This window comes from Methyloversatilis sp., assembly GCF_051861465.1.
In the GTDB taxonomy this organism is placed as follows: Bacteria; Pseudomonadota; Gammaproteobacteria; order Burkholderiales; family Rhodocyclaceae; genus Methyloversatilis.
This window is the reverse complement of record NZ_JBHYCQ010000003.1, coordinates 349972-376469: the sequence shown is the minus strand read 5'-3', so window position 1 is coordinate 376469 and position 26498 is coordinate 349972. Positions and strand designations below refer to the sequence as shown.

Here is a 26498-nt window from a genome sequence, read left to right as displayed (position 1 = left end):
GAACTGCAGCCGATCACAGCGCACAGCGCGGCTTTGTGCAGAGGTTGGTGATCAGGCGCGTGTCCAGTGCCGTGATCCTGCCGTCGCCATTGATGTCGGCCTTGTCGTACGGGCCGCTTGCCGTCTGGTTCAGCCGGCGCGCGACGAGCGACACATCGGTCCCGTTGACCTTGCCATCGCCGTTGATGTCGCCGCGCAGCACCACGTCGGTTGGCAGCGCGGGGGTGCTGAACGGTGGCTCGCGTCCCATTGACGCCTGTTCGAGCGAGTAGGCCAGTTCGATCAGTCGGGGCTCGCCGAAGCGCCGGCCGGCAAATGACACACCCGACGGAATCTGGGCGCCATCCTGGGTGACGAATCCGTAGGGGATGATGACCGTCGGGTAGCCGGCGCGCGCCCACAGGCCCGAACCTCCGGTGCCCGAGAACACCACGGCATCGAAATCGTCTTCGGTGCCGCGCTCGCCGTCGGGTCCGTTCAGCGCATCGTTGATGATGCCCCGCGACTGCGTGAATCCGAGTGCGCGATCTGCCAGGTATTTCGCCGTGTCGGCACTGCCGGGGCTGAGGTCCTGCAGCTCGGACGAGAGGAAGTTCGTCTGACCGTACTTGAGCGTATTCAGATCGGTGTTGGCCGAGTTGTACGCAATCAGGTCGGTGAGCGACTGGATCGGGAAGGAGGACGGCAGGCGGTCGAGATAGGCATTGATGTCCCGCTTCTGACCGTAGCGCGAGATGCCGGGCGCCGTCACTGCGCCCAGCGCCGGAATCCGCACGACGGTCGCGCCGAGCGCCTCCATCTTGGCGATCGCGTCATTCATGATGTCGGCGCGGTTGTTCGGGAATGGCGGCACCGCAACGCGTGCACCGGCCAGACCGTCCGCCTTCAGGAAGGGCGTGTAGTCGTTGAAGCAGTTGCCCGGTTCGAGGCAGGCTTCGGTCGAGGAATCTTCCGGGTCATAGCCGGTGATCACGCCCAGCATGATGGCGGCGTCGGTGACGGTGCGGGTCATCGGGCCGGCGATGTCCTGGTCGGCCGTGATCGGAATGATGCCGATGCGGCTGACCAGACCGACGGTCGGCTTGATGCCGACGATGCCATTCGCTTCCGACGGACCGAGGATGGACCCCGACGTTTCGGTACCGATGGTGAGTGCCGACAGGTTGGCCGCAGCGGCGATGCCGGAGCCGGAGCTGGAGCCGCGCGGGCTCAGCAACGGGCGGCCGTCGCCCCCGGGCAGCGGCACCGGGTTGTACGGATTGAAACAGTAGCCGCCCAGCCCGCTGTAGCCGCCCGGCATGCCGCTCGTCATGCCATTCGCGAACTCGGTCAGCGATGCCTTGCCGATGATGATGGCGCCGGCTTCGCGCAGCTTCCGGGTCAGGAAGGCATCGACCGGCGGAATCGAATCCTTCAGCGCCACCGCACCGCCGGTGGTCGGCATGTCATACGTGTCGATCAGGTCTTTCAGGATGACCGGAACCCCGTACAGCGGACCAACGGTCGTGTTGGGCGAGAAGCGCGCTTCGTCCATGGCCTTCGCCGTGGCGGCGGCCTGCGGATTGACATAAATATAGGAGTTGAGCTTCGGACCGGCATCGTCGTATGCAGCGACGCGCGCCAGATACATGTTGATCAGCTGCTCTGCGGACAGAAGCCTCGACTGGAAGGCTTCCTGGATTTGCGGCACCGTTGCCTCGATCAGACTGAACTGCTTAGGCGCGGTTTGCGCCAGGGCGTTGAATGCGGCCACATTGCCGACCAGCGCCATCGCAGTTGCCAATATCTTTCTCTTCATCGCGGACGTCTCCAGTTTGGTTGGTTGAAGATGAACGACTCCGGTTGTCGCCCCGGATGCGGGGGCGAGTGCTGTATGCACGAACCAGTCCACGATGAAAGTTCACTTATTTCAATAATTTATGAGTTCTTTTTGACTCCATCCAGCTGATAAAGATGGGGTTTTGTATGCAGGGCAGCGTCTGCACCGAAGGGGTGCGCACCGGGAATAAATCACAGGTGGTGCGCACGCACGGTCGGTGACCCAAGCGGGTGCGCCTGTCGTTGGCGCAGGAGACGACGCAGTGGGCTGCGAGCCGTGAAGGTTTTGCGGGAGCCGCGGCCTGTGGGAGCGGCGGCCTCGCGGCGATAGTGCCGTGACCATCAATGTGAAGAGTGCGTATCGCGGCGGGGCCGCCGCTCCCACAAAACCGCCGCCGCTCCCACAGGGCCGCGCCCGTCAGGGCTGCAGCGAGCGGTAGCGCAACCAGGCCAGCCAGCCGACGAGGATGAAGCCGGCCATGCCGACCGCCAGATGCAGCGGCTCACCCCACAGCAACGGCACGACCAGCCCGGCCGCCAGCGCATTGGTCAGTGACTGGGCAAAGCCCTGACAGCTCGACACCATGCCGCGCGACTTCGGAAACAGGTCGAGCGCCAGCAGCGACAGTGTGGGCATCGCGATCGCCTGACCGATGTTGTACAGCGCAATGGGCAGCACCGCCCAGGGCAGACTGGCCGTGGTCGCCAGATTGAGCGCGACGTTGGCGAAGGCGGCCGCGATCATGATGGTATAGGCCAGCTTGAGCTGCACCATGGGCGCCATGCGTCCCGCCAGCCGACGGGAGATCCACGAGCCGGTCATCATGCCGGCCACGGTCGGGCCGAACAGCCAGGCAAAGCCCTGCGGCGATACGCCGAGGTGGTCCATCAGGAAGGCGGGCGCCGACAGCACGTACAGGAAGAAGCCGGCGAAATTCATCGATACCGCAAGCACCAGCGCGATCAACGCCGGGTGGGCGAACATGTGTGCATAGTCGCGACCGAGCTTGACCGGATGCAGGCTGCGCCGGTGGGCCGGATCCAGCGTTTCCGGCAGCCAGATGAAGCAGGCCACCCACAGCACCCCCGCGTAGGCGGCGAGGAACCAGAAGGTGGCGCGCCAGCCGAACAGGCCGAACACCCAGCCGCCGATGATGGGCGCTGCAGCCGGTGCCAGCGCGAACAGCAGCTGGATGGTGCTCATCAGCCGCTGCGCCTGCGCGCCATCGAACAGGTCGCGCACGATGGCGCGGCCGATCACCATGCCGGCGCCAGCGCACATGCCGGCCAGTGCGCGCGCCAGCCACAGCTGTTCGATGCTGGTCGCCATGGCACAACCGACCGAGGTGGCGAAGAACATCGCCATCATCCACAGCACCACGCGGCGCCGGCCCAGCGCATCGGCCAGAGCGCCGTGCCACAGGGTCATCAGCGCGAAGAAGCCGAGATAGACGGTCAGCGTCTGCTGGACCTGGACCGGCGTCGCGCCCAGATCGGCGGCGATCGCCGGGAAGGCCGGCAGATAGGTGTCGATCGCGAACGGCCCGATGGCGGACAGGCCCGCCAGCAGGAAGGCCAGCCCGCGTGGCGAACGCGTCACTGCGCCGGCGCAGCCGGGGCGGCTGCCGGGGCAGGCGCAGGCGTGACGATCGGCGCCTGCTGCATCAGCCGGCGTTCCACCTCGGTCGGTTCGACCACGCGCACCGCACTGACGTAGTACTGGGTTTCACCGAAGCAGTTGGTCGGCACGCCGATGTGCTGTTCATAGTGCAGCGACACGCGCTGGCCCATGCTTTCGTTCAGCTGCTTCGCGACCTGGGCGTCGCGCACGCTGAATTCGAACTTTTCGGTCAGTGTGCCGGGCATGGTCACCATGGCCAGTTCGCCTTCCCAGGTCTTGCAGAACCAGCCCTTGTTGGAAAACTTCTGCACATACCCGGCACGCTCGCCGGTGGAATAGCTCCAGCTCAGCACGATCCAGGTGTAGCCACCGAGCAGCGCGATGATCAGGGCAAGGACGGAAAAGATGCGCATGATGTCGTGACGAACCTCAGAGACCGAGCCGCTGCCAGATGGTCGAGGTGAGCCCGGCCTGGTTCAGCGTGTAGAAATGCAGCCCCGGTGCGCCGCCGGCCAGCAGGCGTTCGCACAGCGTGGTGATGACGTCCAGCCCGTAGGCCCGGACAGAGGCCGCGTCGTCGCCGAAACCTTCGAACTTGCGCCGCATCCAGCGCGGGATTTCCGCGCCGCAGGCTTCGGAAAAGCGCGAAATCTTCGAAAAGTTGGCGATCGGCATGATACCGGGGTAGATCGGCGCATCGACGCCCATCGCACGCGCATCGTCGACGAACGCGAAGTAGGCGTCGGTGTTGTAGAAGTACTGCGTGATCGCCGAATCGGCGCCCGCCTTCATCTTGCCTACAAAGGCCTGCAGATCCTTCTCGGCGCTGCGCGCCTGCGGATGCACCTCCGGATAGGCTGCCACCTCAATGTGAAACCAGTCGCCGGTTTCGGCGCGCACGAATTCGACCAGTTCGTTGGCGTAGCGCAGATCGCCCGGATCGACCACGCCCGATGGCAGGTCGCCGCGCAGTGCCACCATGTGGTGGATGCCCTCGGCCTGATAGCGCTGCAGCAGCTGGCGGATGTTGTCGCGCGTCGAACCGATGCACGACAGATGGGGGGCCGCATTCAGGCCTTCGGCCTGCATTTCGAGCACGGTTTCCAGCGTGCGGTCGCGCGTGGTGCCGCCGGCGCCGTAGGTGACCGAAAAGAAGGCCGGGTTGAGCTGGCGCAGCTGGCGCCGCGTGGCGCGCAGCTTTTCCGCGCCCTCGTCGGTCGCGGGCGGAAAGAATTCAACGCTGCACACGCGCGGGGTCGAGTCATTCATCGTGGTCTGTTCCGGGCGGCTTCATGGCGAACATGAAAAACTCGCGGTTGCCGTCGCCGCCGGTGATCGGGCTGTCGAAATAATCCAGTGCGTTGAGACCGTTCGCCTCGGCGAACGTGCGCAGACGCACCTCCAGGGCCGCGTATTGTGCCGCATCGCGAACGATGCCGCCCTTTCCGAGCGCCTCCGGCCCGAGTTCGAACTGCGGCTTGACCAGCGCAAGCACCTGTCCGGCCGGTTTCAGCAGGGCCGGCCACTGCGGCAACAGCAGGGTCAGCGAAATGAAGCTGGCGTCGCACACCACCAGATCGAAGCCAGCGTCGGGCAGGTGACGACCGAGCGCGGCAGCATCGAGCGTGCGGGCGTTGACATGCTCGATGCAGGTCATGCGCGCATCGCCGCGCAAGCGCGCGTCGAGCTGACCGTGGCCGACATCGACGCCGACCACGCGTGCTGCACCCGCCTGCAGCAGGCAGTCGGTGAAGCCGCCGGTGGATTGACCGACATCCAGACAGACCGCGTCAGCCACCGCCAGCCGGGTGTGCGCCAGCGCGCCGGCCAGCTTCAGGCCGCCGCGCGACACGAAGCGATCGTCTTCGCTGGCTTCGACCACCAGTTCGATGTGCGCCGCAATGTCCTGTGACGGCCGGGTGACGATCACGCGACCGGCCGCCGACCGCCACGCGACACGGCCGGCCGCGATCATCGCCTGCGCAACGGTCCGCGAGCGCGCGAGGCCGCGCGCCACCAGCGTCTGGTCCGCCCGCATCAGTCGAAGCGCGCGGCTGCGGCTGCGCTCACTCGCCGTCCTGCGGCGTCGCAGCAGACGCCGGCTTGCGTGCCCGGCTGCGGCGCGGCGCCCGCGGCTTTGCGGCCTTGGGGTCGACGGCGGCCGGCGCGTCAGGCGCCGGGTCGGCGGGCACCGGCGCCGGGGCGACCGCCACACTGTCCGCGGCCCCCGAATCGGCGGGCGCCTTGCGCGGCTGACGGCTGCGCCGCGGTCGCGCTGCGGCCTTCGGGGTGTCGTCCGCTGCGGGTTCGACCACACGCTCGACCGGCTTTTCGATCAGCTGTACCTGGGCCTGGCCGTTGTCGCCCTTGCGCAGGCGGAACAGCTCCGGATGGCTTTCCAGCAGGCCGGACAGGCTGGCGTGGCCGTAGTCCTTGTTGCTGAAGCCCGGTTCGTACTGGCGCACGATCTGGCCGACCCGCCCGATACCCGCCCAGCCGGTGTCTTCGTCGGTGGCGGAACGGATGCCCTGCGACAGCAGATCGAGCACCTGCGCATCCGGCTGCGTGCTGCGTGCCTTGCGTGGTGCCTCGACGCGTGCCGGCGCTGCGCCGGCCGGGCTCGCCGACGCGGTCCGTTCGGCCGGACGCCGCTTCGATGTCGATGATGCGGCGGAAGGTGCGGCGCGCATGTCGTCGGTGAACACGAATTCTTCGCAGGCGCGCTGGAAGGCAACCGGCGTGGTGCGCCGGCCGACCCCCATGACGAACAGGCCGCTTTCCTGGATGCGACGCGCCAGCGACGTGAAGTCCGAGTCGCTGGACACGATGCAGAAGCCGTCGACGAGGCCCGAGTGCAGCAGGTCCATCGCGTCGATGATCATCGCGCTGTCGGTCGCATTCTTGCCACCGACGATGCGGAACTGCTGGATCGGCCGGATCGAATGGTCGAGCAGGTGCGCCTTCCAGCTCGTCATGTTGGGCGAGGTCCAGTCGCCGTAGATGCGGCGCACCGTGACGCGGCCGCGCGATGCGGCAGCCAGCAGCACCGGCTGGATCAGCGACGGCTGCGCGTTGTCGGCGTCGATCACCAGCGCCAGACGGCGCTGCGAGGTAGAGGTATCGTTCATGCGGAGCAGTTGAAGGAACAAACCGGCATGCTACCCCTGTCGGCGCGGCCGCGCGGTTCCTGTGGGAGCTGTTCCTGTGGGAGCTGTTCCTGTGGGAGCGTCGCTCGCTAGCGGGTCGTGCCCTTCAGAGGCCCCGGCTCAGCCTTCGATCGTCAGATAGACCAGCGTCTGGTTCAGCAGCTGATAGGCCACTTCGCCGTAGGTCATCGGGCCGAGCAGCGAAGGCACGCGCTTGCCTTCGAGTTCGCTGTACAGGTAGTTCAGCACGCAGTTGCAGCTGAAGCCGACCGGACCGGCCTGGCCGCCGTCGCGCGCGCGCAGCGCCTGCTGGAAGGCGCTGACGTAGTCGGGCACCGGCGCGGCAAAGCGGTATTCGACATCGTCGAACACCGGCGCGTAGAAATCGACCACGCCCTTGCCCAGATCGACTGCCTTGATGCTCACGTTGATCATCGCGCCGCTGTAATCGGCGACCAGCGGCAGGCGGGTGTCGATCGCGTTCGTGGTGACATAGCGCGCGAAATTGGCCGGCTCGCCATTGATGCGGCACTCGCCGACCGAAAAGCCCTTGGCCGGGAAGCGGATGCTGTCACCCTCACCCGGCGTGAACAGATTGATGATGTCGATGTGCGCGTACTTGTCGGCCGGCAGCGGTACATGCATCACCAGCGCGCGGTCGGGTTCGAATTCCAGCGTTTCGCCATTGACCGCAAGCGGACTTGCGCGGCCGAGATCGTCGAGGTGAATGCCCGAGATCCAGCCGATCAACGGCTTGAGGTACATGTCCTCGTAGCCCGGCGCGTTGCGCGCGAACAAGGAGTGCACGGCCGAGAAGGCGGGGATCACGATGATCGAAAAGCCGTTTTCCGGTGCGTCGGCGCATACCCGCTCCAGACTGATCTGGTCATAAAAGCGCATCAGCGGCACGCCACTGCTGACCGGTACCTGCGCGACATAGAGCTGGTCACGCGTGGTGACACCGCCGTCCTGTCCCATGAAATACGGAATGGTGCCGCCGATCCAGTGCCCGCGCGGCAACTCGCGCAGCAGCAGTTCGTCGCCGGCGATGCTGTAATAGCCACCGCCGCGAATCAAGGCCGTCGCCTCCGACAGCCCCATCATGCGCCCGCTCAGTTCCGGCTTGGTCTGACTGTTCATGAAGACGGTGCGTGCGTCAGCTGGCGCGCAGCTGGGACAGTTCGTGCCCGAGCATGCGCGAGTTCTTGACGAAATATCGATGCAGCTCGCGCAGCTTGAGCATGCGCACTTCTTCGTCGGTGATCACTTCCAGCTGGCTGCGCAGGCGGGTCATCAGCAGCTTCAGGCTCAGCGCACGGATATCCAGATCGACCTGTCCTTCGATCAGCTTGAGCCAGACTGGATCGGTCAGATCGGGAATGTCGTCCGCCAGCGCCGCCGGCGCGACCGATCCGGCGGGCGCCAGATCAACCGGCTGCGAAGACGGCGCGGCGATGGCGGTCTTGCCCTGATCGAGCGAATACTTGAACTTCCACAGTTCCTGCAGCGGAATGCCGGTGATCGAGCAGATGCCGTTCAGCGGCACGCCTTCGTTGAACAGTGCAAAGACGTGCTTGGAGAGCGCCTGGGAAAACGGCATGTCGACCGTACCGGCCCACGGCAGCGCGCTCAGATCGGCGCCGACCGGCGCCTGCACATGCACATGGCAGCGCCAGCCCGCGAGGTCGATGTGGCGCCATACGCGCTCGGGCCCTTCGGCCGGCTGACGCCGCACGCGGGCGAACCAGCCGCGCGGCGGCTCGACGCCAACCCAGGCGTCCAGCTTGCGGGCATCCGGATCGAAGCGAAAATCGCGTACCGTCCACGGCTCGTTCAACTGCAACAAGCGGCCCAGAAGTACCTTGTCCAACGCCATCAGTTTCTCCTCCTCCGACCGAATTCTGTCCCGGTTACGTGACCGGAATTTTTTTCTGTATTGAGACGGGCCCGGAATTGCGAGACGGATGGTAGCAAAGCGATGCCGTGACACGGTTTGCGCTGCAACATCGCAACCGGTGCCCGGCATGCCTGACCAAGACGTGGATTTTCCGGCCGGGCCGACCGGAAGGTGAAACAGAAGCGCAATGAAGCGCTTGAGATACTGAATGTGTGGTGCGCGGAAAGAGACTCGAACTCTTACGCCTTGCGGCACTGCCCCCTCAAGACAGCGCGTCTACCAATTTCGCCACCCGCGCACTTCGGATAGGGGCCGGAATATACAACAAAACAGCCACAACAAGGAGTCAGCAGTGTGACGGATGTACAGCGTGCGCGGCAGGTGATGTTCGAAATGGTGAAGCCGCATCGGGGTCGGCTGCTGCTGGCCACCATCGGTCTAGTACTGGCGGCGAGCGCCGCGCTGGCGCTCGGTCAGGGTCTGCGCAGCGTGATCGACCAGGGCTTTGCAGCCGGTGACGCCGCCTGGCTGGATCGGGCGCTCGGAGGTTCGCTGCTGCTGGTCGTGCTGCTGGCGGGCGCGACCTGGCTGCGCTTCTACAACGTGTCCTGGCTCGGCGAGCGGGTATCGGCCGATCTTCGCACCCGGGTCTATGCGCATCTGCTGACGCTGCCGCCGTCATTCTTCGAAGCCGGGCGCACCGGCGAGGTGATTTCGCGGCTGACCAACGACACGGCGCAGATCGAGAATGTGGTCGGATCGACGCTGTCGATCGCGCTGCGCAATCTGCTGCTGCTGACCGGCGGCCTCGTGATGCTGGCGCTGACCAGCGGCCGGCTCACGCTGCTGGTGCTGGCGGGCGTGCCGCTGGTGGTCGCGCCCATCGTCATCTTCGGCCGGCGCGTGCGTGCGCTGTCGCGCGAGCGCCAGGCCCGGGTGGCCGACCTGGGTACCCATGTCGATGAAAGCGTGCACGCCATCCGCATCGTGCAGGCGTGCGGCCACGAAGACGCGGACCGCGAACACTTCACGTCGCTGGTCGAGCGCAGTTTCGACACCGGCGTGAAACGCTATCGTCATTCGGCGCTGATGGTCGTGATGGTGATCCTGCTCGTGTTCGGCTCGGTGGCCGTCATCCTGTGGGTCGGCGGACACGATGTGCTGGAAGGCCGGCTGAGCGCCGGCGAACTGTCGGCCTTCGTGTTCTACGCCGCCATGGTGGCCAGTTCGGTCGGCGCGCTGTCGGAAGTGTGGGGCGAACTGCAGCGGGCCGCGGGCGCCACCGAGCGGCTGATCGAACTGCTGGATACGCAGCCCGACATCACCGCGCCGTCCTCACCGCGCGCGCTGCCGACGCCGGCACGCGGCGACATCACGTTCCGCGACGTGCGCTTCTGCTACCCGAGCCGGCCCGACACGCCGGCGCTTGACGGCTTCAGCCTCGACGTGCGGGCCGGCGAAACCGTCGCGCTGGTCGGGCCGTCGGGGGCCGGCAAGTCCACATTGTTCCAGCTCCTGCTGCGCTTCTACGATCCGCAGTCCGGCACGGTGAGCATCGACGGTGTACCGCTCGCCGAAGCGGATCCGGCCGCGGTGCGCGCGCGCATCGCACTGGTCCCCCAGGAAGCGGTCATCTTCGCCGCCAGCGTCGCCGACAACGTGCGCTATGCACGCCCTGACGCAAGCGATGACGAAGTGCGGGCCGCCTGCGAAGCCGCCTTCGCCGACGCCTTCATCCGCGCCATGCCGGGCGGCTATGACAGTCCGCTCGGCGAGCGCGGCGTGCGCCTGTCCGGCGGCCAGCGCCAGCGCATTGCCATCGCGCGCGCCATCCTGGCCGACCGGCCCATCCTGCTGCTGGACGAAGCCACGTCGGCGCTCGACGCCGAAAGCGAGCGCATGGTCCAGGCCGCCCTGGCACCGCTGATGGCCAGCCGCACCACGCTGGTCGTCGCGCACCGCCTCGCCACCGTGCAGCGGGCCGACCGCATCGTCGTGCTTGAGCACGGCCACGCCGTCGAAACCGGTACGCACGCCGAGCTGCTGGCGCAGGATGGACTCTACGCGAAGCTGGCGCGGCTGCAGTTCATCGACGCCTAGGCCACGGCGGCACCGCGCCGGGGTCGCGTTGCCGCTTGAGCCTCACTGCTTGCGCAGCGTCAGTTCATCGTGCAGCGCATGCACGCCGTCTACGCCGCGCGCCACCTCGAGCACCCGCTCGCGCTGCGCCTGGGTGTCGACCACACCGACCAGGCGCACATCGCCCTTGAGCGAAATGACCTCGATCGGGAAAGCCTTGACGCTCGGATCGGCCAGCAGGGCAGTCGTCACGCGGGTCGTCACGCCGGCATCGTCGAGATTCGCTTCGGATTCCGGCATCGACTGGGTCGTCGCGTTCGACGGCATCGCAGCCGGCGCAGTCGAGGGCGATTGCGTGACAGGCAAGGGACCCTGCCCGTCGCAGCCGGCGAGCAGCAGCACGCCCAGACAGGCAAGCGTCGCGGCCGTGCGCAGTGATGGTTGGTGGGTTTTCATGAGGGTGTCTCCGCAGACGGTCAAGTCGACCGTGACCCCGATCATCGGCGCCCGTATCCGGCGCGTCCGTACCGGAACGAACACAAGGAGCGGTCCGCCGGGCATGTGCGCGGAGCGCGCGCTACGCGGGGGGGGGGGCGATCCGTCCGCCGGCGCACAGACCGCCGCGCCTGCCCGCGGGCAACGTTGCGTTTCAGGCGTCGGCAAAACGGAAGGGCCACCCGGTCCGCGCGCCTGAATCCACGATGACGATGCGAGGAGAGATCAATGACCACGACGCTCGAGATCACGCCGAATGAACCGACGGACGTGCCGGTATGGAAGACGGAGTCCTATCACGACCACGACATGCACGTCTGCACCGAACGCCTCATCAACCACAACCCGTCGCTGTCCGGCCACGGCAACGAATGGACCTTCACGGTCACGGTCAGCACGCGCGGTCCAGACGCGCAGCGAGTCGAACTGGTCGGCGCGAAAGCCGACCTCGGGCTGTTCTACGCATCGCAGGCGATTGCCGAAGGAATGGGCTTTCTGCGTGGACGCGAACTGATCGAAGGACGCTGACGCCATCTGGCACCCGGCTTGCCCGTTGCTGTGCCCGACGGCGCAGCAACGATGACGCCGGGACGCGGATCGCCTTCACCCTGCGGTCAGAGCCGGCAGCGGACACGAAATGGACGGCGGGTCTGCGCGGGCACGCGGGCGCCGGACGGAAACTCCGGCGCCATCCCGTCACTTCCGGGCGGAACGCCGCTGATCCGGATCATTCCGGGCACGCGGTGCGCCCGCGTTCGATTTGACGGCGACCTGCGCGGGCGAAGATACTTCGGGCTGCAGCGACCATCCGGTCACGACTTTCGGTCGCCTGCCCCGTCTTTTCCGCCCCGCCACCCCTTCCCTGGTCTTGCCGCCTGTCGTTGCGGGACGTCCGCTGGAGCTTCACCCGCATGATCACACTCAGGAACGTCACCCTGCGCCGCAGCGCCAAGGTGCTGCTCGACGGCGCCACCGCCACCATCAACCCGGGCGAAAAGGTCGGTCTGGTCGGTCGCAACGGCGCCGGCAAGTCCACGCTGTTCGCGTTGCTCAACGGCACGCTGCACGAAGATTCCGGCGAATTCAACGTACCGGTGCAGTGGCGCATGGCGCAGGTCGCGCAGGACATGCCCGAAACCGACCAGCCGGCGACCGACTTCGTCATCGAGGGCGACACCGCGCTGCTCGCGGCCCAGCAGGAAGTGCATGCCGCCGAGGCGGGCGACGACGGCGAGCGCATGGCCTATGCCTACATGGCGCTGCATGATGCCGGCGCGCACGACGCCCAGGCGCGGGCCCAGTCGCTGATCCTCGGTCTGGGTTTCAAGACGACCGAACTGAACAATCCGGTGAACAGCTTTTCCGGCGGCTGGCGCATGCGCCTGCAGCTGGCACGTGCGCTGATGTGTCCGTCCGACCTGCTGCTGCTCGACGAACCGACCAATCACCTGGATCTGGACGCGCTGGTCTGGCTGGAAAGCTGGCTGACGCGCTACGAAGGCACGCTGGTCGTCATCAGCCACGACCGCGAGTTTCTGGACGCCATCACCAATGTCACGCTGCACATCGACGCGGCGAAGCTGACCCGTTACGGCGGCAACTACAGCACCTTCGAAGACATGCGGGCACAGCAGATGGAACTGCAGCAGAACGCCTACGCCAAGCAGCAGGACAAGATCGCCCATCTGCAGAAGTTCATCGCCCGCTTCAAGGCCAAGGCGAGCAAGGCCAAGCAGGCGCAGAGCCGCGTCAAGGCGCTCGACCGCATGGAACGGCTGGCGCCGATGCTGGCCAGCGCCGACTTCACCTTCGAATTCAAGGAACCGGCCAATCTGCCCAACCCGATGCTGGTGATGGAGAACGCGAGCTTCGGCTATCCGCCACCGGAAGAGGCGCCGCCGGGCACGCCGCCGACCACCATCGTGCGCAATGTCAATCGCACCGTGATGGCCGGCCAGCGCATCGGCATTCTGGGCGCCAACGGCCAGGGCAAATCGACCGTGGTGAAGACGATAGCGCGCGCGCTCAAGGCCACCACCGGCACGGTGAGCGAGGGCAAAGGCCTGTCCGTCGGCTATTTCGCGCAGCAGGAACTGGATGTGCTTCGGCCGCAGGACAATCCGCTCGAACACATGACACGCATGGCGCGCGAGGGCCTGCCCGCTGGGCAGAGCGGTCGCGAACAGGATCTGCGCAACTTCCTGGGCACCTTCAATTTCAGCGGCGACATGGTGAAGCAGGCCGTCGGCACGATGAGCGGCGGCGAGAAGGCCCGTCTCGTGCTGTGCATGCTGGTGTGGCAACGCCCCAACCTGCTGCTGATGGACGAGCCGACCAATCACCTTGATCTCGCCACCCGTGAAGCGCTGGCGATGGCGCTCAACGAATTCGAAGGCACGGTGATGCTGGTCAGCCACGACCGGTCGCTGCTGCGCTCGGTCTGCGACGAATTCTGGCTGGTGTCGCGCGGCGGCATCGAACCATTCGAGGGCGACCTCGACGATTACCAGCGCTACCTGCTCAATGAAGCGAAACGCGCACGCGAAGACCTGAAGGAATCACTGAAGACGCCGGCAGCCTCGGCAGCGCCACCCGCCACAGCCGCCCCCGTACCCGCCCCGGCGATGAAGAAGACGCCGGTGAACCTCAAGGCGCTGAAGCTCGAACTGGGCAAGCTGGAACAGTCCATCCTCGACTTGCAGAAGCAGAAGCACGGCATCGAAGCGCGTCTCACCACGTCGCTGCCGCCGCAGGAAATCGGCGAACTGGGCGTGACGCTGCAGAAGATCGACGCCGAACTCGACGCCCACGAAGAGCGCTGGCTGGTGGTGTCGGAACAGATCGAATCGGCGACGTGACGCGTCAGGCGGGCGCCGCCTGACGCGCTGCATTACACGACCGTGACGCGACGTCTGGCGATCGCGCCGATCAGACCCAGCCCGGCGAGCAGCATCGCCCAGGTTTCGGGCTCCGGCACCGGCGCCAGCACGAAGCCGCGGCGGGCGTCGGTCAGCGTGTTGTACGCACTGCCGACAATCCAGCCCTGATCGTTGATGTCATTCGCCGATTCAAGCACCCAGCCAGCGCTCAGCGTTTCGCTGTCGAGCAGACTGGTGAGATCGATGATCGAAGGGCCATCCCACAGGAACGCCCTCTGCTCGAAGGTCGACGCCGGATCGAAGATGCTTGCCTTCAGGCCGGACCCCACGATCTGACCGACATTGTTGATGCCGAACGCCGCGGCAAACTCACCTGCCAGCGTGCCCAGATCCGTCGCGACCGTGCCATCCCAGCGCACCGGGCGGATATACCCTTCGCTGCTGAACATCTCTCCCACGACCACGCCGGCGTCGTTGATGTCGTAGGCCTGGCTGTTCGGGCCGCCCAGCGAGCTGAGCACGTAGTTGTCCCAGCGGGCGGCCTGGTACGTGACGACCGTCGGTCCGTTCGAACCCGCTTCGGTGACAGCGTAGATGCCTGCAATCTGGCCTGCGTTGTTGATGGCACGGGCTTGGCCGCCGATGCCGGGCAGTACGATGACCGCGCCATTTCGCCACAGCGTGGCGTTCGACAGGCCACCCCCGAACGTTGAATCACCGACGATGTCACCCGCATCGTTGATCGCACGAGCGATGCTTGAACTCATCTGCGGCAGCGCGAGGTTCGTCGCGTTCGCCCCGATCCACAACGTGGCCTGGCTGTTTGACCCGGGTCCGGTGAGCGCGCCGACGATCTGTCCCGCGTTGTTGATTCCCTGCGCATTGGCGGTGCTTGCGGGCGGCAACGCGAGCGTCGAGGTGACGCCGCCCAACCACAGCCGTGGATGCTGTGCTGACCCATCCGGGCCGCCGGAACCGATGACCTGCCCGGCCGCATTGATCGTGGTTGCCATCGTGTATCCGTCGCCCGGCAATTCAATCAGGGAGAACGTGTATCCGGCCGCCTGCGCGGCCACTGCATGACCGGCGAGTGCCAGCGCGGCCAGCAATCTGTGAGGGGTGTTGCGCATTGTTGTTGTCTTTCTCTCCGCGAGGAGGGCAGTGATGAGCGACTTGTAGACGCGAGACGTGTCGTTCCCGCCGCTTGGTGCGTCAGGCCCCGGTCGTGGCGAGTGGATTATGCAGATGCACCGCTCATCCGATCATCGTGAATCGATAACTTTTGATTCGCCGATTTCACTTTCGAATGACATTCACCGGCCGATCTATAACTTTCGATATAGACGCAAAGTGTTCATTCATTTGCCATACATTCGATCGTTGCCCGGCTGCGCCAGCAGCTCCAGCACCGCCGCCCAATCGTGCGGCACGTCCTTGCGGGCCATGTTCAGCCGCTTCAGCCGGACGGTCATCATCGCCGACTCACTTTTCGCGATGGCCTCCTGATGCACGGCGGAACGGACGAAGCGGGCGCGCGCAGCGTCGCTGTCCCACACGCTCATCGTCCACGCCTCGTTGCCGAACAGTTCGCGCCGCGCGGAATAGCCGATCAGGCCGGGCTGTGTCGCCATGCTGTCGATGACGCGGCGCGTCTGGCGGTCGAATTCCTCGCGCCGGGCGCCATCGACGACGATGTGCGTCAGCACCAGCACGACAGCGTCGTCCGCCTCGCCGGCGACGGCCCTGTCGATGCGCGGAAACGGCGTCGACAGCGCGCACGCGCCCGCCAGTGCGGACAGGCCGGCCGCCATCAGCAGGGTGCGCAGCGACAGCATGAAAGGGCGGCTTCCCGGCGGCAGGGCAGGTGACATGGCGAAACCTCGCATCAGGGTCAGGGTGACGTGATCGACGGCTTGAGGTTGACGCCGTCTACTTCAATCGTCATTATCGGCACCGTGTGTTGACAGTGTCAACCCGTACTCACAGGCAGCCATCGGACGCACCCAGCGACGCCGAGCGCCCGATCCGCTGCCGTGCCGTCACGATTCCGCTACCGGAGGTGCCCGATGTCTGTCCAGATCACTCCATTCGCCCGCCTTGCATGGCGGCTGGCCCTGTGCGCGCTGCCGCTGAACGGAGCGGCTGCCGAAATCGTGGTGCGCGTGAGCGGCGTGACCGCAGCGAACGGCGAGATCGGCTGCGCGCTGTTCGAACGGGACACCGGTTTTCCGATGGACAACACGTCGGCACGCGCGCGCTGGCAAGCCGCGGCCGCTGAAGGCGTCACCTGCCGCTTCGCCGACGTCGCACCCGGGCGCTACGCGGTGTCGGTTGTGCACGACCTGAACGGCAACCGACGGGTCGACACCAACCTCATCGGCCTGCCGACTGAAGCGTGGGGGGTATCGAAGGGGGTGCGTCCAGCGCTGCGCGCCCCCCGCTTCGATGAGGCGGCATTCGTGGTGAAGAAGGGGGACGTCGAGACCGTGCTCGATATCGTCGTGGGAAAGTAGCTCAACGCATCACGCAGTTCGCCGGGGCATGACCGGCACGGCCGTCGTGTTAACGTTGTCGCCGGATCATTTTGCTTCCCGGACCGGATGCCCCAGACGAAGGACGCTGCACACGCACCGATCGCCCTGCGCGATGCCTGCATCGTGGCGGCGCGCGAAGCCATTGCCGAGCACGGCATCGAGCAGCTGAGCCTGCGCGACGTCGCGCGCCGACTCGGCGTGTCGCACCAGGCGCCGTACAAGCACTACCCCAGCCGCGATCACCTGCTGGCCGAGGTCATGCGGCGCTGCTTCGAAGGCTTCGCCGCCCATCTTGATGCGCGCGGGCAGTTCGACGATCCCGGGGACGATCTTGGCGCGCTGGGTCGGCAATACCTCGATTACGCACATCGCCATCCGCTGGAGTACCGGCTGATGTTCAGCACGCCGTGGCCGGCGTCCGCCGCGCATCCCGACCTGGTGCGCGACGCCGCGCACGCCTTCGACATCCTGCGCCAGGTGCTGCGACGCATGCATGGCGACACGCCGCAACAGCAGGCGCTGGTCGATCTCGATGCGCTGTACATCTGGTCGTCGATGCATGGGCTCGCCGGTGTCATGACCGGCAATTGCATCGGCCAGCTCGACCTCGCCCCCGGCGTGCTGGAGCAGGCCACGCGGCATGTCATGACCCGCGTCGGCAAAGGTCTGGCGGCTGGCTGAAGGTCTGACGGCAACCCGCACAGCCTGCCACCCGGTGCGTCAGCGCAGGTTCAACTCGCTCGCGTCGATGTGTTCCAGCAGTGCGCCGAGCGCGGCCACGTTCTTCGGGTCTTCGGCGTCATCGAGCGCATCGAGCAGCACTTCGCGGATGTCGGTGCTTTCGACGAACTCCATGTCCCACTCGGGAAACAGCCGCTCGCGCACTTCTTCGTTGGCGCTCAGTTCGACGATGGTGTCGTGCCGGGCATCGGCCTTCAGCGTCGCCATCAGCGCCGTCACGCTGTCGCGCGGACCTTCCAGCCACTGGAAGAACACGCCGCTGCCGAACACCAGCAGGCCGGTGATGCCGACCGCCGGATTGCGCCGCCGCGACGAAGCGATGATGCGCTCGACATCGGCTGCATCGACACCTTCCGCCGCACGACTGCAATAGACCACGTTGTAGAGCCGCGGCAGCAGCGGATCCAGCGTCGGCTCATCGCCACGCGAAGATTGGAAAGCGTTCATGAGGCAGGTCTTTCCGTTATTGGCCCGGCAGGCGCAAATCGCACTGCACAAAACGAAGGATAAGCTGCCCTTGGGATCAGATGCAAAAAACGAAGTTCCGACATCCGCAGTGACGGGGAATTGACCCCGGGCACCGCCCTCGGGATTGTGCCCGTAACCTCTGGCAAGCGCCTGCATGTCGGCCCGGCAAGGGTTGCAGCGCGTCATCGGCACCGCACGCTGGCCCGCCGGATCACAACGCCTTCAGGGCTTCGAGCGACCGGGCGGCGACGCCCATGTCGCGCCAGTTCTCCGGGTGGCAGGTAAACAGCAGGATCTGGTGCCGGGTGGCGGCGTCGAACAGCACGCGCTTCATGCGCGCCAGCCGTTCATCGTCGCTGTGCACCAGCGCATCGTCGAGGATGATCAGCGTCGGGCGACCGGCTTCACGCAGCAGGTCGGCATAGGCAAGCCGGCTGATGACGCCCATCTGTTCGCGCGCGCCGAAGCTGAATTCCTCGAAGCGGCCGCTTTCCGCACCGGTGGCACCGGAGCGCATCAGCGCACCGGGCACCAGCTGGTCGTCGATGCCGAGATTCGCGTGCGGAAACAACAGTTGCAGATAGCGATCGAGGTGCTTCTGCAGCGGCGCCTGCAGGCGGCGGGTCAGCGCGCTGCGATGTCTTTTCAGCGAAGTCAGCAGATGGTCGAGCGCGGCGGCGCGGCGGCGCAGTTCGGTGGTGCGGCGCACGGCCCGTGCATGGTCGCGCGCGCGCTCGGCAAGCCGCTCGTCAAGACCCTGTGCGCCGGCGGCCTGCAGTTCCACTTCGAGCCGGGTCAGTTCGTCGCGGCGCAGGCTGGCTGTGCGCTCCAGCTGTTCGGCGCTGCCACCGAAGCGCCTGATGTCCTGCTCGAGGATGTCCGGACGCGCGTCGCGGCACTGCGCGGTCAGCGCATCGATGTCGGCAGCCGCTGCAGCACGGCCGGCGAGCGCTTCGTTCAGCGCACGCTGCGCGGCGGCCAGCCGTGCGGCACGCTCGGGCGCATCGAGAATGGCCTGCGCGTTGCGCAATTCGCGCAGCGCGGCGTCGACCGCGCTTTGCGCGTTGGCAGCGGCAATATCCGCGGCAGCCCGCTGTTTTGCTGCATCGGCGGCAGAGACGCGCGCGGCCTCTTCCTGCGACTCCGCTTCGTTGACCGACGGCAGGGCCAAACCGTCGTCGGGCTCTCCGGCGAGCCGCGCCAGCGATTGCGTGGCTTCGGCCAGGCGGCCTTCGAGCATCGCCAGGTCGCCGCGCAACGCTTCCAGACCCTGCGGTGCGCGCGCCTTGAGCGCCGCCTCGGCGGTCTGCGCATTGGCCTGATGCTGCGAATATATATGCAGACGTGTTTCGGCTGCATCGAGCGACTCGACGCCGAGGCGGGCCAGCAGCGCTGCGTGACGATCGAGCAACGCGGCTTCCTGGCGGCCCAGATCGGCCAGATCGGCGCCGCCCGGGGTGATGTCGAGCCTGCCGAGGCCAGGCAGCGTCACCGCGGTCGCTTCGGTCAGCAGACGCTCGCCCTGACCGGTCAGGCTTTCTTCATCGATCCGGATGACCCGGCCCTCGTCGAGCGTGAAACGCACGCGGGTGGCGGCCGCCTCCTGTCGCAGGCGCAGCGTGCGGATGTCCTGCTGCTGGGCGCGCAGGGTGGCCAGATCGGCGCTGCGCAGTTCGGTGGCCGCCATCTGCTGGCGCGCGCTGCGCAGCCGACCGGCTTCGGTCTCGGCCTGCAACAGGGAAGTCCGGGCAGCGTCGCGCCGGCGCGTCAGTTCGTCTAGCTGGCGCGCCAGCGTGGCCCGGGTATCGCGCTGGCGGGCGCGGTTCAGTGCCTGTCGCGCGGCATCGTGGCGCGCCGCCGCCTCGCTGCTGCGGCGCTGCCACTGCTGCGCCGTGGCCTGTGCCGCGGCCAGCCTGTCTTCTGCGGCGGTCAGTGCCGCACGGCGCTGTTCGACCTCGCTCTGCTCGGCGCCATGGCGTTCGAGCTGGCTGTGCAGCAGCGCCAGCGTGTCGTCGACGCGCCTTGCACGCAGCTGTGCTTCGCCCAGTCGCGCGCCCAGCGCCCGGGCCTCATCGAACTTGCGGCGCGCCGCCTGTTCCTGTGCGCGCAGCGCGAGCCAGGGCTTTTCCGCGTCGTCGGCCTCGTGTTCGCGGCGCAGCGCGGCGAGCCGGTCGACCTTGTTGCGGTAGGCGGCGATATCGACGTCCAGCGCAGCGATGTCATGGGCCAGAGCGGCTTCGGTTTCGATCGCCTCCTTGTAGGGACCGCGCGGCGTGGCGTTCGCCGGCGTCAGCAGTTCATTGCGCAGCGCCTCGACCTCGTCGGTCACCGCGTCGCCGCCGCTGCTGGCCACTTCGCCCAGCGAAGTATTCAGCGCGGTGCGCAGGTGATCGGTGGCGTGTGCGACCGGCTCGCGGATGTCGTGCGCCGTGCCCTGCTGTATCCACAACAGGCCTGGAATGCCCCAGTGCTCGGCCGCACTGGCGCCGCGACCGGCATGGCGGAAGCCGAGCAGGTCGGCCAGCCGGTCTTCGGCGTCGGCGCCGTCGAACTGCTGCGCGCCGCTGATCAGCGTGCAGCGCTTGCGGACGAGGAAGCTCTTGCTCAGACGGTAGGCGACGCCGCCGGTTTCGAAGTCGAGTTCGACCGTCGGCGATGCGGAGGCATCGCCCCACGGACGCAGGTCATCGACGCTGCCCGAGCGGTGACGCTCGAAGAAGGCAGCGCGGATGGCTGCGACGACGGTGCTCTTGCCGGCTTCATTCGGGCCGGTGAACAGGTTGAGGCCGGGGTCCAGCTCGGCGATCTGCAGCGGCTGGCGGAACTGCCGGAACTGCTCGATGCGGATGCGCGTGAGCTTCACGAAGCAGCCCCGTTGGTGCCGCGCCGGTCACGCAACAGGCCGGCCAGCAGCACCAGCGCATCGCGCGCCGTCTCGGCCTCGTCACCGCTATCGCCCTGAAAAGTGCGCAGTTCGTCGATCACTTCGCCGAGATAGCCGTCGGCCGCCAGCGCGTCGATGTCATCTTCGGTCGGCGCAATGCGCAGCGCCGACAGATCGGCCGTGAAGCTGCGCACCCGCCCCTGCGTCTGCGCGAGGGCATTGCGCAGACGGGCGTGTCCGGCCAGATCGGTTTCGCCATCGAGCATGAGCTGAACGACATCCGCATGACCGAAAGTGGCCAGCCGGGCGAGCAGCACATCGATGTCGCTGGCCACCTGCAGCGTCGCGCTCTCGTCGAACCAGCGGTACTGCCCGGTCACCACCGGTGTCACGACCGGTTCGACACCGGGCGAAGCAATCTCGACGATCAGGGCCCGACCGGAGTCGTTGGCGCGGAAGCGGTCCGTTTCCGGCGTGCCGCTGTACCAGGTGCGTGCGTCGACCTGCCGGCAGCCGTGCCAGTCACCGAGTGCGAGGTAGTCGAGCCGCGCCTCGGCGGCGCGCCCGGCGGCGATCGGATTCGACGAATCGATGCCTTCGGCAAGGATGCCCTGCACGCTGCCGTGCGCCAGCCCGATTCGATGAAGACCGGTCGGGGTGTCGATGGCCGCGAAGGTGGCGGTCAGGTCGCTGTAGGTGATGCGCTGGGTCAGCGGTGCGGCCAGCACGGCCACGCGCAGGGCGTCGAACTGCACCGCGCCTGGTGCGAGGCACACCGTGACATTGGGCGGGATCGCGCCCAGTCGCGCGGCGCGCGTCCACACCGATTCGCTCAGCGCGGCGTCGTGGTTGCCCGGAATCATCACCCAGGGCCCGGCGTAGCCGCGCAGGCAGTTGAACAGCCGGTGGATCGTCCTCTCGGCCACGCCCTGCGCGTCGAATACGTCGCCCGCCACCAGCACCATGTGCACGCCCTGCACGCTGGCCAGCTGCGCCAGTCGTTCCACCGCGGCGAAGCGCGCCTCGGCGAGCAGCGCGGCGTCGTCAGGCTCGAACTGGCCGTACAGCTTGCCGATCTGCCAGTCGGCGGTGTGGAGAAGTTTCAGCAAGGTGCGGGTTCTGAAGCGATGGTGGCCGGACTATACAGAATGGGTGTGCGTGACGCGGCAGCGGGGTTGTAGGAGCGGCGGCCTCCACAAACCGCCGCTCCCGCAAAGACCTCTCCTGCAGCCGCTCTGCCCGCAGCCGCTTCAACCCGGTCTGCGGAACACGACAACATGCTGCCAGGGCAGATGGTCGATCGTGCGCTCCCATTTCAGCCGGTGCACCGCGGCCTCTCGCCGCACGCGCGCTTCGCTCATCTTGTGCAGCGGCTTGATCGGAATGTCCGGATCTTCTTCCTTGAACTCGACGAACACGATCCTACCGCCCGGCTTCGTGGCGCGCACGATGCTGGCCAGCATTTCGAACGGGAAGGACAGCTCGTGATAGACGTCGAGCATGACCGCCATGTCGACCACTGCCGGCGGCAACTGTGCGTCATGCTCCCGGCAGCGCACGGCCTCGATGTTGTCGAAACCGTTCTCGCGCGCCAGCCGCCCTATCCTGTTCACCATCATGCCCTGCACGTCGACGGCGATGATCTTCCCGTGCGGCTTCACGGCGGGCGACATCAGCCGCGACAGATAGCCGGTGCCGGCGCCGATGTCGGCAATCACCATGCCGGGCTGCAGGTCGAGCGCTTCGACCAGCAGGTCGGTGCGCTCCTCCTCCAGCCGCTCCGGGCGCTCCAGCCAGTCGGCGGCCCGCCAGCCCATCACGTCGGAAATTTCGCGTCCCATGTAGAACTTGCCGGTACGGTCGAAATCCAGCGGCGGCGCGATCAGATAGCCAGGCGCACGCTGCGGGCGGGGGCGGTAGTCGGGGCGCTGCGGCGCTGCGTCGGCGCGCGCACGGGGCAGGTATCGGGACATGGCGGCGAACATACCATCACGTGCCAGATACGTAGCGCACAAGCTTCGCCTTTGGCGTGTATCGTGACGGTCGCCCTGTGCGCTTCGCCGCGGCGCTGCCGGAACCGGCGTGCCGCACCTTTCATGCTGACCCCACAACGAGGAGGCAGACCATGTCGATTGCCCCCACCCTTCCTCTCTCCCCGGACGAGTTGTCCGAAGCGGAGGCGGCACTGCTGGCTGCGCCCGACAGCGAATACATGTCGGCCAGCCAGCTCGACTTCTTCCGCCAGCGGCTGCGCGCCGAGCGTGACGCGCTGCTGCAGTCGGCGCACGACACGACGCAGCACCTGCACGAATTCGAGCGCACGCCGGATCCGTCGGACCGCGCGTCGCTGGAAGAGGACCATTCACTGGAATTGCGCGTGCGCGACCGCGAACGCAAGCATCTGCACACGATAGACGAGGCGCTGGTGCGTATCGACGACGGCACCTACGGCTGGTGCGAGTTCACCGGCGACCCGATAGGCATCGCCCGCCTGCTCGCCCGCCCGACCGCCACGCTGTCGCTGGAGGCGCAGGAACTGCACGAGCGCAAGCGCAAGATGCGCGGTCGCTGAGCGATATCGCACTGTCGATGCTGCGGAGCGCACCGCTACCGCACGGACATTTTCCGGTGGGAGCTGTGGCCTGTGGGAGCGGAGGCTTGTGGGAGCGGCGGCCTCGCCGCGATAGAGCAGCGATGGTCGCTGCTCAGCGTGAAGACAGCGGCGAGGGCGAGCAAGGTTTTCGGCGAGCACCGCTGGCTGCACGCAGGGCCGGCAGTGGATCGCCGCTCCCACGTGGGGCGACGCCCCGGGATCCGTTTTCCGGAAGCCGGACCCCGCCGCGTGCTAACCCGTCACCGACCGATCAATGCACCCGGCGGCGCGGCGCGGCGGCGGGACCGCCACGACCTTCGATTTCGCGGAAAGTGATGCGGCCCTTGCTGAAGTCGTAGGGCGACAGTTCAAGCGACACCTTGTCGCCGGCGAGGATGCGGATGTGGTGCTTGCGCATCTTGCCCGAGGTGTAGGCGATGATCTGGTGACCGTTTTCCAGCGTCACGCGAAAGCGCGAATCCGGCAGCACTTCGGTCACGACGCCATTCATGTCTATCAGTTCTTCTTTGGCCATGGGTGAGTCTCCAGGTTGAATTGGGTGCAGGCACGCCGACCGCGCGCCGGTGCCGGGGTCTGCCGGATCGATGGCGCGCTGATCAGCGGTGGTCTGCAGGCACACGTGCCCGACAGACAGGTTGAGGCGGATCGTCCGCGCTTTGCCGCATCGAAAGGATGCAGCGCCTGCACGGTGACCGGCGGGTGAGCTCTGCGGACTGGAGCCCGGGGCAATCCCGGAGCGCTGGCGTCCTGCGGCGTCCCTGCCGCGAGTGCCGAAGCAACACACGGCCCTTGCGGGGACGCCGGTTTCAGAGGGTGAAAATCCGGTGGGAACGGAATGCGGATGCAACGGGCGGTGTCATGGCCGCGCGACATTCGCCGCCGGCCGATCTACACCGCCCTGTACTATGCCCTGAATCGATGCCTTCTGCAGCGCTTTCTCGCGGATCGCCGACACGCCACACCCGCAATGAGGGGCACAATGATGTTTCACGGCAGCGCAACAGCAATGACGATGTCGCGCCGTCCCTCAGGTTTCCTGCGTCTCATCGCACCCTGCCCGCGCCCTGCAACCCCTGGCGCCCGGCCCACTGAATGGACCTTGCCTTGATGATCGAACCCATATTGCTGACTGCCGCGCGCGTGTGCACGCTCGAAGGCGCGCGCGTGCTGACCAACGCGAGCGGCTTTTTCTTCGAACGCGACGAACGCCTTTTCCTGGTCACCAGCCGCCACGTGGTGGTCGATGAACCGAGTAAGCATTTCCCGGACAGCCTCGAAATCGAGCTGCACACCGACTCGGCCAACCTGGCCGAATCCACCGGCTTTTCGATCCCGCTGTACCGCGGCGGCAAGAGCATCTGGCGTCAGGGCCAGGACACGGCGGGCGAAATCGACGTCGCGGTAATCGAGATCGAACGCGAGGCGCTGCCCGCCAAGACGGTCTATCGTGCCTTCACGCCGGCCCATCTGGAGGTCGATGCGCGACAGATCGAGGTCGGCAGCCTGCTGCTGGTGGTCGGTTTCCCGCTCGGCTTTCACGACACGCTGCACCACATGCCGGTGGTGCGCCACGCGGTCATCGCGTCGTCCTTCGGCCTGCGCTTTCAGGGCGAAGGCTATTTTCTGACCGACGCACGCACCCATCGCGGCACCAGCGGCGCTCCGGTGGTGATGCGCGCTCCGGCAGGCAGCGTCGCCAAGGGCGATCTGCCCTGGCAGCTGCTCGGCGTGCATTCGGCCCGGCTCGACGTCGGCACACGCGACCGTAAGCTCGACGAGGCGCTCGGCCTGAACTGCGCCTGGTACGCCGACATCCTGATGACGCTGACTGAAAGCTGACCGCGCCGCCCGGGAACGCGATACGCGGCCAGGGCTCTCACCGGTGTCCGCCGCACCTCGCGGCGGGCTGATCAGGACTTCCCGGTGCCCGGCATGACCTTGAATACCTTCTTTCGCATGGCCCGCCGCCTGCTGCTGCCGCTGCTGGTATGTGCGGGCGCACCGGCATGGGCGACCGCGCCGGCCTGGCAGGGCGCCGCCTTCGAAGGCGACCGCGCGACGCTGGAAAAGCTCGCGCAGGCGGGCGCCAAGGTGGTGCGGGTGTATCGCGAATCCGACGTCTGGGTGCTCGACGCGGCACACCGGCTGGGCATGAAGGTGGTCATGGGACTGTGGCTTGGCCACCCGCGCCACGGCTTCCGGCTGGATGACCCGGCGGCGGTGCGCGCGCAGGAACAGTCGGTGCGCCGCTTCGTCACCCGGTATCGCGCCCATCCGGCACTGCTGGCCTGGGGCGTCGGCAACGAGGTGGAAACCGGGGTCGCCGATCCGAAGCCGATCTGGCAAGAGGTGAACCGGCTGGCCGGCATCGTGAAGTCGCTCGACCCCGACCACCCGACGCTGATGGTGGTCGCGGACAACAGCGACGACTGGCTCGCACCGCTCGCCCGCTGTTGCGCCGCGGTCGATCTGCTCGGACTCAACCTGTACGGCGGCTCGGTGTTCCAACTGCCCGAACGGCTGCGCCGGCTGGGCATCACGAAGCCGGTCGTGGTGACCGAATTGGGGCCGCTCGGCCAGTGGCAGGCGGGGCGCAAACCCTGGGGCGCGCCGGTCGAGCTGACCAGCAGCCAGAAGGCCGATTTCTTCCGCGAAGCGCTGGCCTTTCTGGCTGACCAGCCGCAGGTGGCAGGCGCCTTCCCCTTCCTGTGGGGGGCGAAGCAGGAACAGACGGGCACCTGGCACGGCCTGCTGCTGGCCGACGGCAGCCCGACCGCGATGACCGACGCACTGTCCGCCGCCTGGGGCCGGCCGGTGACGCAGGCCGCTCCACGGATCCGCGGCATCGGCATCGCGGCCGACCAGTTCTCGCCCGGGCAGACGATGTCGGCCGGCGTGGACGCCGCATCCTTCGACGGCTCACCGCTGACCACGTTGTGGGAGGTGAGTGCCGAAGCGACCGACCTGCGCGCCGGCGGCGACCTCGAAACCGTGCCGCCGCGCATCGACGTCGCGGTGTTGCAGGCCGATGCGCAGAGCGTCCGCTTCACCGCTCCCGCTGCACCCGGCGCCTACCGGCTGTTCATCACCGTGCGCGACCGTCTGGGCAAGGCAGCGACCGCGAATCTGCCGTTCCGGGTGCGCTGACGCGAACGGGTGCGGGCGTAGCGGGTGTGGGTGAGTAGTGGCTGTGGGTGAGTAGCGGCTGTGGGTGAGTAGTGGCTGTGGGTGAGTAGTGGCTGTGGGAGCGGGGGGGCCCGCCCCCCCGGGCGGGGGTTAAAACCTACAAAGACCGCAAAAAAACGGCCCCGCCCCCCCCCCC

At 67.0% G+C, this 26498-nt stretch carries 24 protein-coding genes and 1 tRNA gene; 8 read left to right on the top strand and 17 right to left on the bottom strand.

The window, feature by feature from the left end; genetic code table 11:
- Positions 1-13: 13 nt before the first annotated feature.
- The 9 genes from ACTIFF_RS06490 to ACTIFF_RS06450 all read right to left on the bottom strand — a co-directional run bounded on the left by ACTIFF_RS06490 (position 14) and on the right by ACTIFF_RS06450 (position 8780).
- Positions 14-1798 carry an amidase family protein gene (locus tag ACTIFF_RS06490; protein WP_439536085.1) on the bottom strand — a complete coding sequence of 595 codons (1785 nt, stop codon included), beginning with the start codon at positions 1796-1798 and terminating at the stop codon, positions 14-16.
- A 438-nt stretch (positions 1799-2236) separates the two neighbouring features.
- Entirely contained in the window at positions 2237-3418 is a 1182-nt protein-coding gene (locus ACTIFF_RS06485; RefSeq protein ID WP_306476120.1) for a multidrug effflux MFS transporter, read from the bottom strand.
- Positions 3415-3852 (bottom strand): hypothetical protein, encoded by a 438-nt coding sequence (locus ACTIFF_RS06480; protein WP_439536084.1) that lies wholly within the window; start codon positions 3850-3852, stop codon positions 3415-3417. The genes ACTIFF_RS06485 and ACTIFF_RS06480 overlap by 4 nt, the downstream gene beginning before the upstream one ends.
- A gap of 16 nt (positions 3853-3868) precedes the next feature.
- Positions 3869-4708 carry a methylenetetrahydrofolate reductase [NAD(P)H] gene (gene metF, locus ACTIFF_RS06475; RefSeq protein ID WP_257082551.1) on the bottom strand — a complete coding sequence of 280 codons (840 nt, stop codon included), beginning with the start codon at positions 4706-4708 and terminating at the stop codon, positions 3869-3871.
- Positions 4701-5477 carry a TlyA family RNA methyltransferase gene (locus ACTIFF_RS06470; RefSeq protein ID WP_439536083.1) on the bottom strand — a complete coding sequence of 259 codons (777 nt, stop codon included), beginning with the start codon at positions 5475-5477 and terminating at the stop codon, positions 4701-4703. Before ACTIFF_RS06470 ends, metF begins: the two co-directional genes overlap by 8 nt.
- A gap of 28 nt (positions 5478-5505) precedes the next feature.
- Positions 5506-6567 (bottom strand): NYN domain-containing protein, encoded by a 1062-nt coding sequence (locus ACTIFF_RS06465; RefSeq protein WP_439536082.1) that lies wholly within the window; start codon positions 6565-6567, stop codon positions 5506-5508.
- Positions 6568-6705: 138 nt separating this feature from the next.
- Positions 6706-7725: a DUF6976 family protein gene (locus ACTIFF_RS06460; RefSeq protein ID WP_439536081.1), complete on the bottom strand. Its 1020-nt coding sequence runs from the start codon at positions 7723-7725 to the stop codon at positions 6706-6708.
- A gap of 16 nt (positions 7726-7741) precedes the next feature.
- A complete protein-coding gene (locus ACTIFF_RS06455) occupies positions 7742-8461 on the bottom strand; it encodes a hypothetical protein (RefSeq protein ID WP_439536080.1) in 720 nt (239 codons plus the stop codon).
- Between the two features lie 234 nt (positions 8462-8695).
- Positions 8696-8780, bottom strand: a tRNA-Leu gene (locus ACTIFF_RS06450).
- Between the two features lie 86 nt (positions 8781-8866).
- On the opposite strand from ACTIFF_RS06450, the gene ACTIFF_RS06445 reads away from it, so the two are divergent.
- Positions 8867-10582 carry an ABC transporter transmembrane domain-containing protein gene (locus ACTIFF_RS06445; protein ID WP_439536097.1) on the top strand — a complete coding sequence of 572 codons (1716 nt, stop codon included), beginning with the start codon at positions 8867-8869 and terminating at the stop codon, positions 10580-10582.
- A gap of 42 nt (positions 10583-10624) precedes the next feature.
- Here ACTIFF_RS06445 and ACTIFF_RS06440 read toward each other — a convergent pair whose 3' ends face one another.
- Positions 10625-11017 carry a BON domain-containing protein gene (locus ACTIFF_RS06440; RefSeq protein WP_439536079.1) on the bottom strand — a complete coding sequence of 131 codons (393 nt, stop codon included), beginning with the start codon at positions 11015-11017 and terminating at the stop codon, positions 10625-10627.
- A gap of 267 nt (positions 11018-11284) precedes the next feature.
- Between ACTIFF_RS06440 and ACTIFF_RS06435 the strand changes: the two genes are divergently transcribed.
- Both ACTIFF_RS06435 and ACTIFF_RS06430 read left to right on the top strand, forming a co-directional pair.
- On the top strand, positions 11285-11584 hold the full coding sequence (locus tag ACTIFF_RS06435) for a hypothetical protein (RefSeq protein WP_439536078.1): 300 nt from the start codon (positions 11285-11287) through the stop codon (positions 11582-11584).
- 383 nt (positions 11585-11967) lie between these two features.
- Positions 11968-13914: an ABC-F family ATP-binding cassette domain-containing protein gene (locus ACTIFF_RS06430; RefSeq protein ID WP_439536077.1), complete on the top strand. Its 1947-nt coding sequence runs from the start codon at positions 11968-11970 to the stop codon at positions 13912-13914.
- Between the two features lie 32 nt (positions 13915-13946).
- On the opposite strand, the gene ACTIFF_RS06425 is transcribed toward ACTIFF_RS06430, so the two are convergent.
- Together ACTIFF_RS06425 and ACTIFF_RS06420 are read right to left on the bottom strand one after the other, a co-directional pair.
- Positions 13947-15044 (bottom strand): PEPxxWA-CTERM sorting domain-containing protein, encoded by a 1098-nt coding sequence (locus tag ACTIFF_RS06425; protein WP_439536076.1) that lies wholly within the window; start codon positions 15042-15044, stop codon positions 13947-13949.
- Positions 15045-15293: 249 nt separating this feature from the next.
- The gene (locus ACTIFF_RS06420) at positions 15294-15806 is read right to left on the bottom strand and encodes an antibiotic biosynthesis monooxygenase family protein (RefSeq protein ID WP_439536075.1); all 513 of its coding nucleotides are present in this window, start codon (positions 15804-15806) and stop codon (positions 15294-15296) included.
- 195 nt (positions 15807-16001) lie between these two features.
- On the opposite strand from ACTIFF_RS06420, the gene ACTIFF_RS06415 reads away from it, so the two are divergent.
- The gene (locus tag ACTIFF_RS06415) at positions 16002-16448 is read left to right on the top strand and encodes a DUF2141 domain-containing protein (protein WP_439536074.1); all 447 of its coding nucleotides are present in this window, start codon (positions 16002-16004) and stop codon (positions 16446-16448) included.
- An 87-nt stretch (positions 16449-16535) separates the two neighbouring features.
- Positions 16536-17150, top strand: a complete 615-nt coding sequence (locus ACTIFF_RS06410) for a TetR/AcrR family transcriptional regulator (protein ID WP_439536073.1) — start codon at positions 16536-16538, stop codon at positions 17148-17150.
- Between the two features lie 39 nt (positions 17151-17189).
- Here ACTIFF_RS06410 and ACTIFF_RS06405 read toward each other — a convergent pair whose 3' ends face one another.
- From ACTIFF_RS06405 to ACTIFF_RS06390, 4 genes are all read right to left on the bottom strand, one after another.
- Positions 17190-17657, bottom strand: coding sequence for a BLUF domain-containing protein (locus ACTIFF_RS06405; protein ID WP_439536072.1), 468 nt, complete (start codon positions 17655-17657; stop codon positions 17190-17192).
- A gap of 232 nt (positions 17658-17889) precedes the next feature.
- Positions 17890-20541, bottom strand: coding sequence for an AAA family ATPase (locus tag ACTIFF_RS06400; protein ID WP_439536071.1), 2652 nt, complete (start codon positions 20539-20541; stop codon positions 17890-17892).
- The gene (locus ACTIFF_RS06395) at positions 20538-21671 is read right to left on the bottom strand and encodes a metallophosphoesterase family protein (protein WP_439536070.1); all 1134 of its coding nucleotides are present in this window, start codon (positions 21669-21671) and stop codon (positions 20538-20540) included. Before ACTIFF_RS06395 ends, ACTIFF_RS06400 begins: the two co-directional genes overlap by 4 nt.
- A gap of 141 nt (positions 21672-21812) precedes the next feature.
- Complete coding sequence (locus ACTIFF_RS06390; protein WP_439536069.1) at positions 21813-22535, bottom strand: class I SAM-dependent methyltransferase; 723 nt, start codon at positions 22533-22535, stop codon at positions 21813-21815.
- A gap of 152 nt (positions 22536-22687) precedes the next feature.
- Here ACTIFF_RS06390 and dksA point away from each other — a divergent pair, with 152 nt between their 5' ends.
- Positions 22688-23134: an RNA polymerase-binding protein DksA gene (gene dksA / locus ACTIFF_RS06385; protein WP_439536068.1), complete on the top strand. Its 447-nt coding sequence runs from the start codon at positions 22688-22690 to the stop codon at positions 23132-23134.
- Positions 23135-23426: 292 nt separating this feature from the next.
- Here the strand turns inward: dksA and infA are convergent, their stop codons facing one another.
- On the bottom strand, positions 23427-23690 hold the full coding sequence (infA, locus tag ACTIFF_RS06380) for a translation initiation factor IF-1 (protein ID WP_069038651.1): 264 nt from the start codon (positions 23688-23690) through the stop codon (positions 23427-23429).
- 593 nt (positions 23691-24283) lie between these two features.
- On the opposite strand from infA, the gene ACTIFF_RS06375 reads away from it, so the two are divergent.
- Complete coding sequence (locus ACTIFF_RS06375; protein ID WP_439536067.1) at positions 24284-25015, top strand: S1 family peptidase; 732 nt, start codon at positions 24284-24286, stop codon at positions 25013-25015.
- A gap of 93 nt (positions 25016-25108) precedes the next feature.
- Positions 25109-26323: a glycoside hydrolase family 2 TIM barrel-domain containing protein gene (locus tag ACTIFF_RS06370; protein ID WP_439536066.1), complete on the top strand. Its 1215-nt coding sequence runs from the start codon at positions 25109-25111 to the stop codon at positions 26321-26323.
- The last annotated feature ends 175 nt before the right edge of the window (positions 26324-26498 follow it).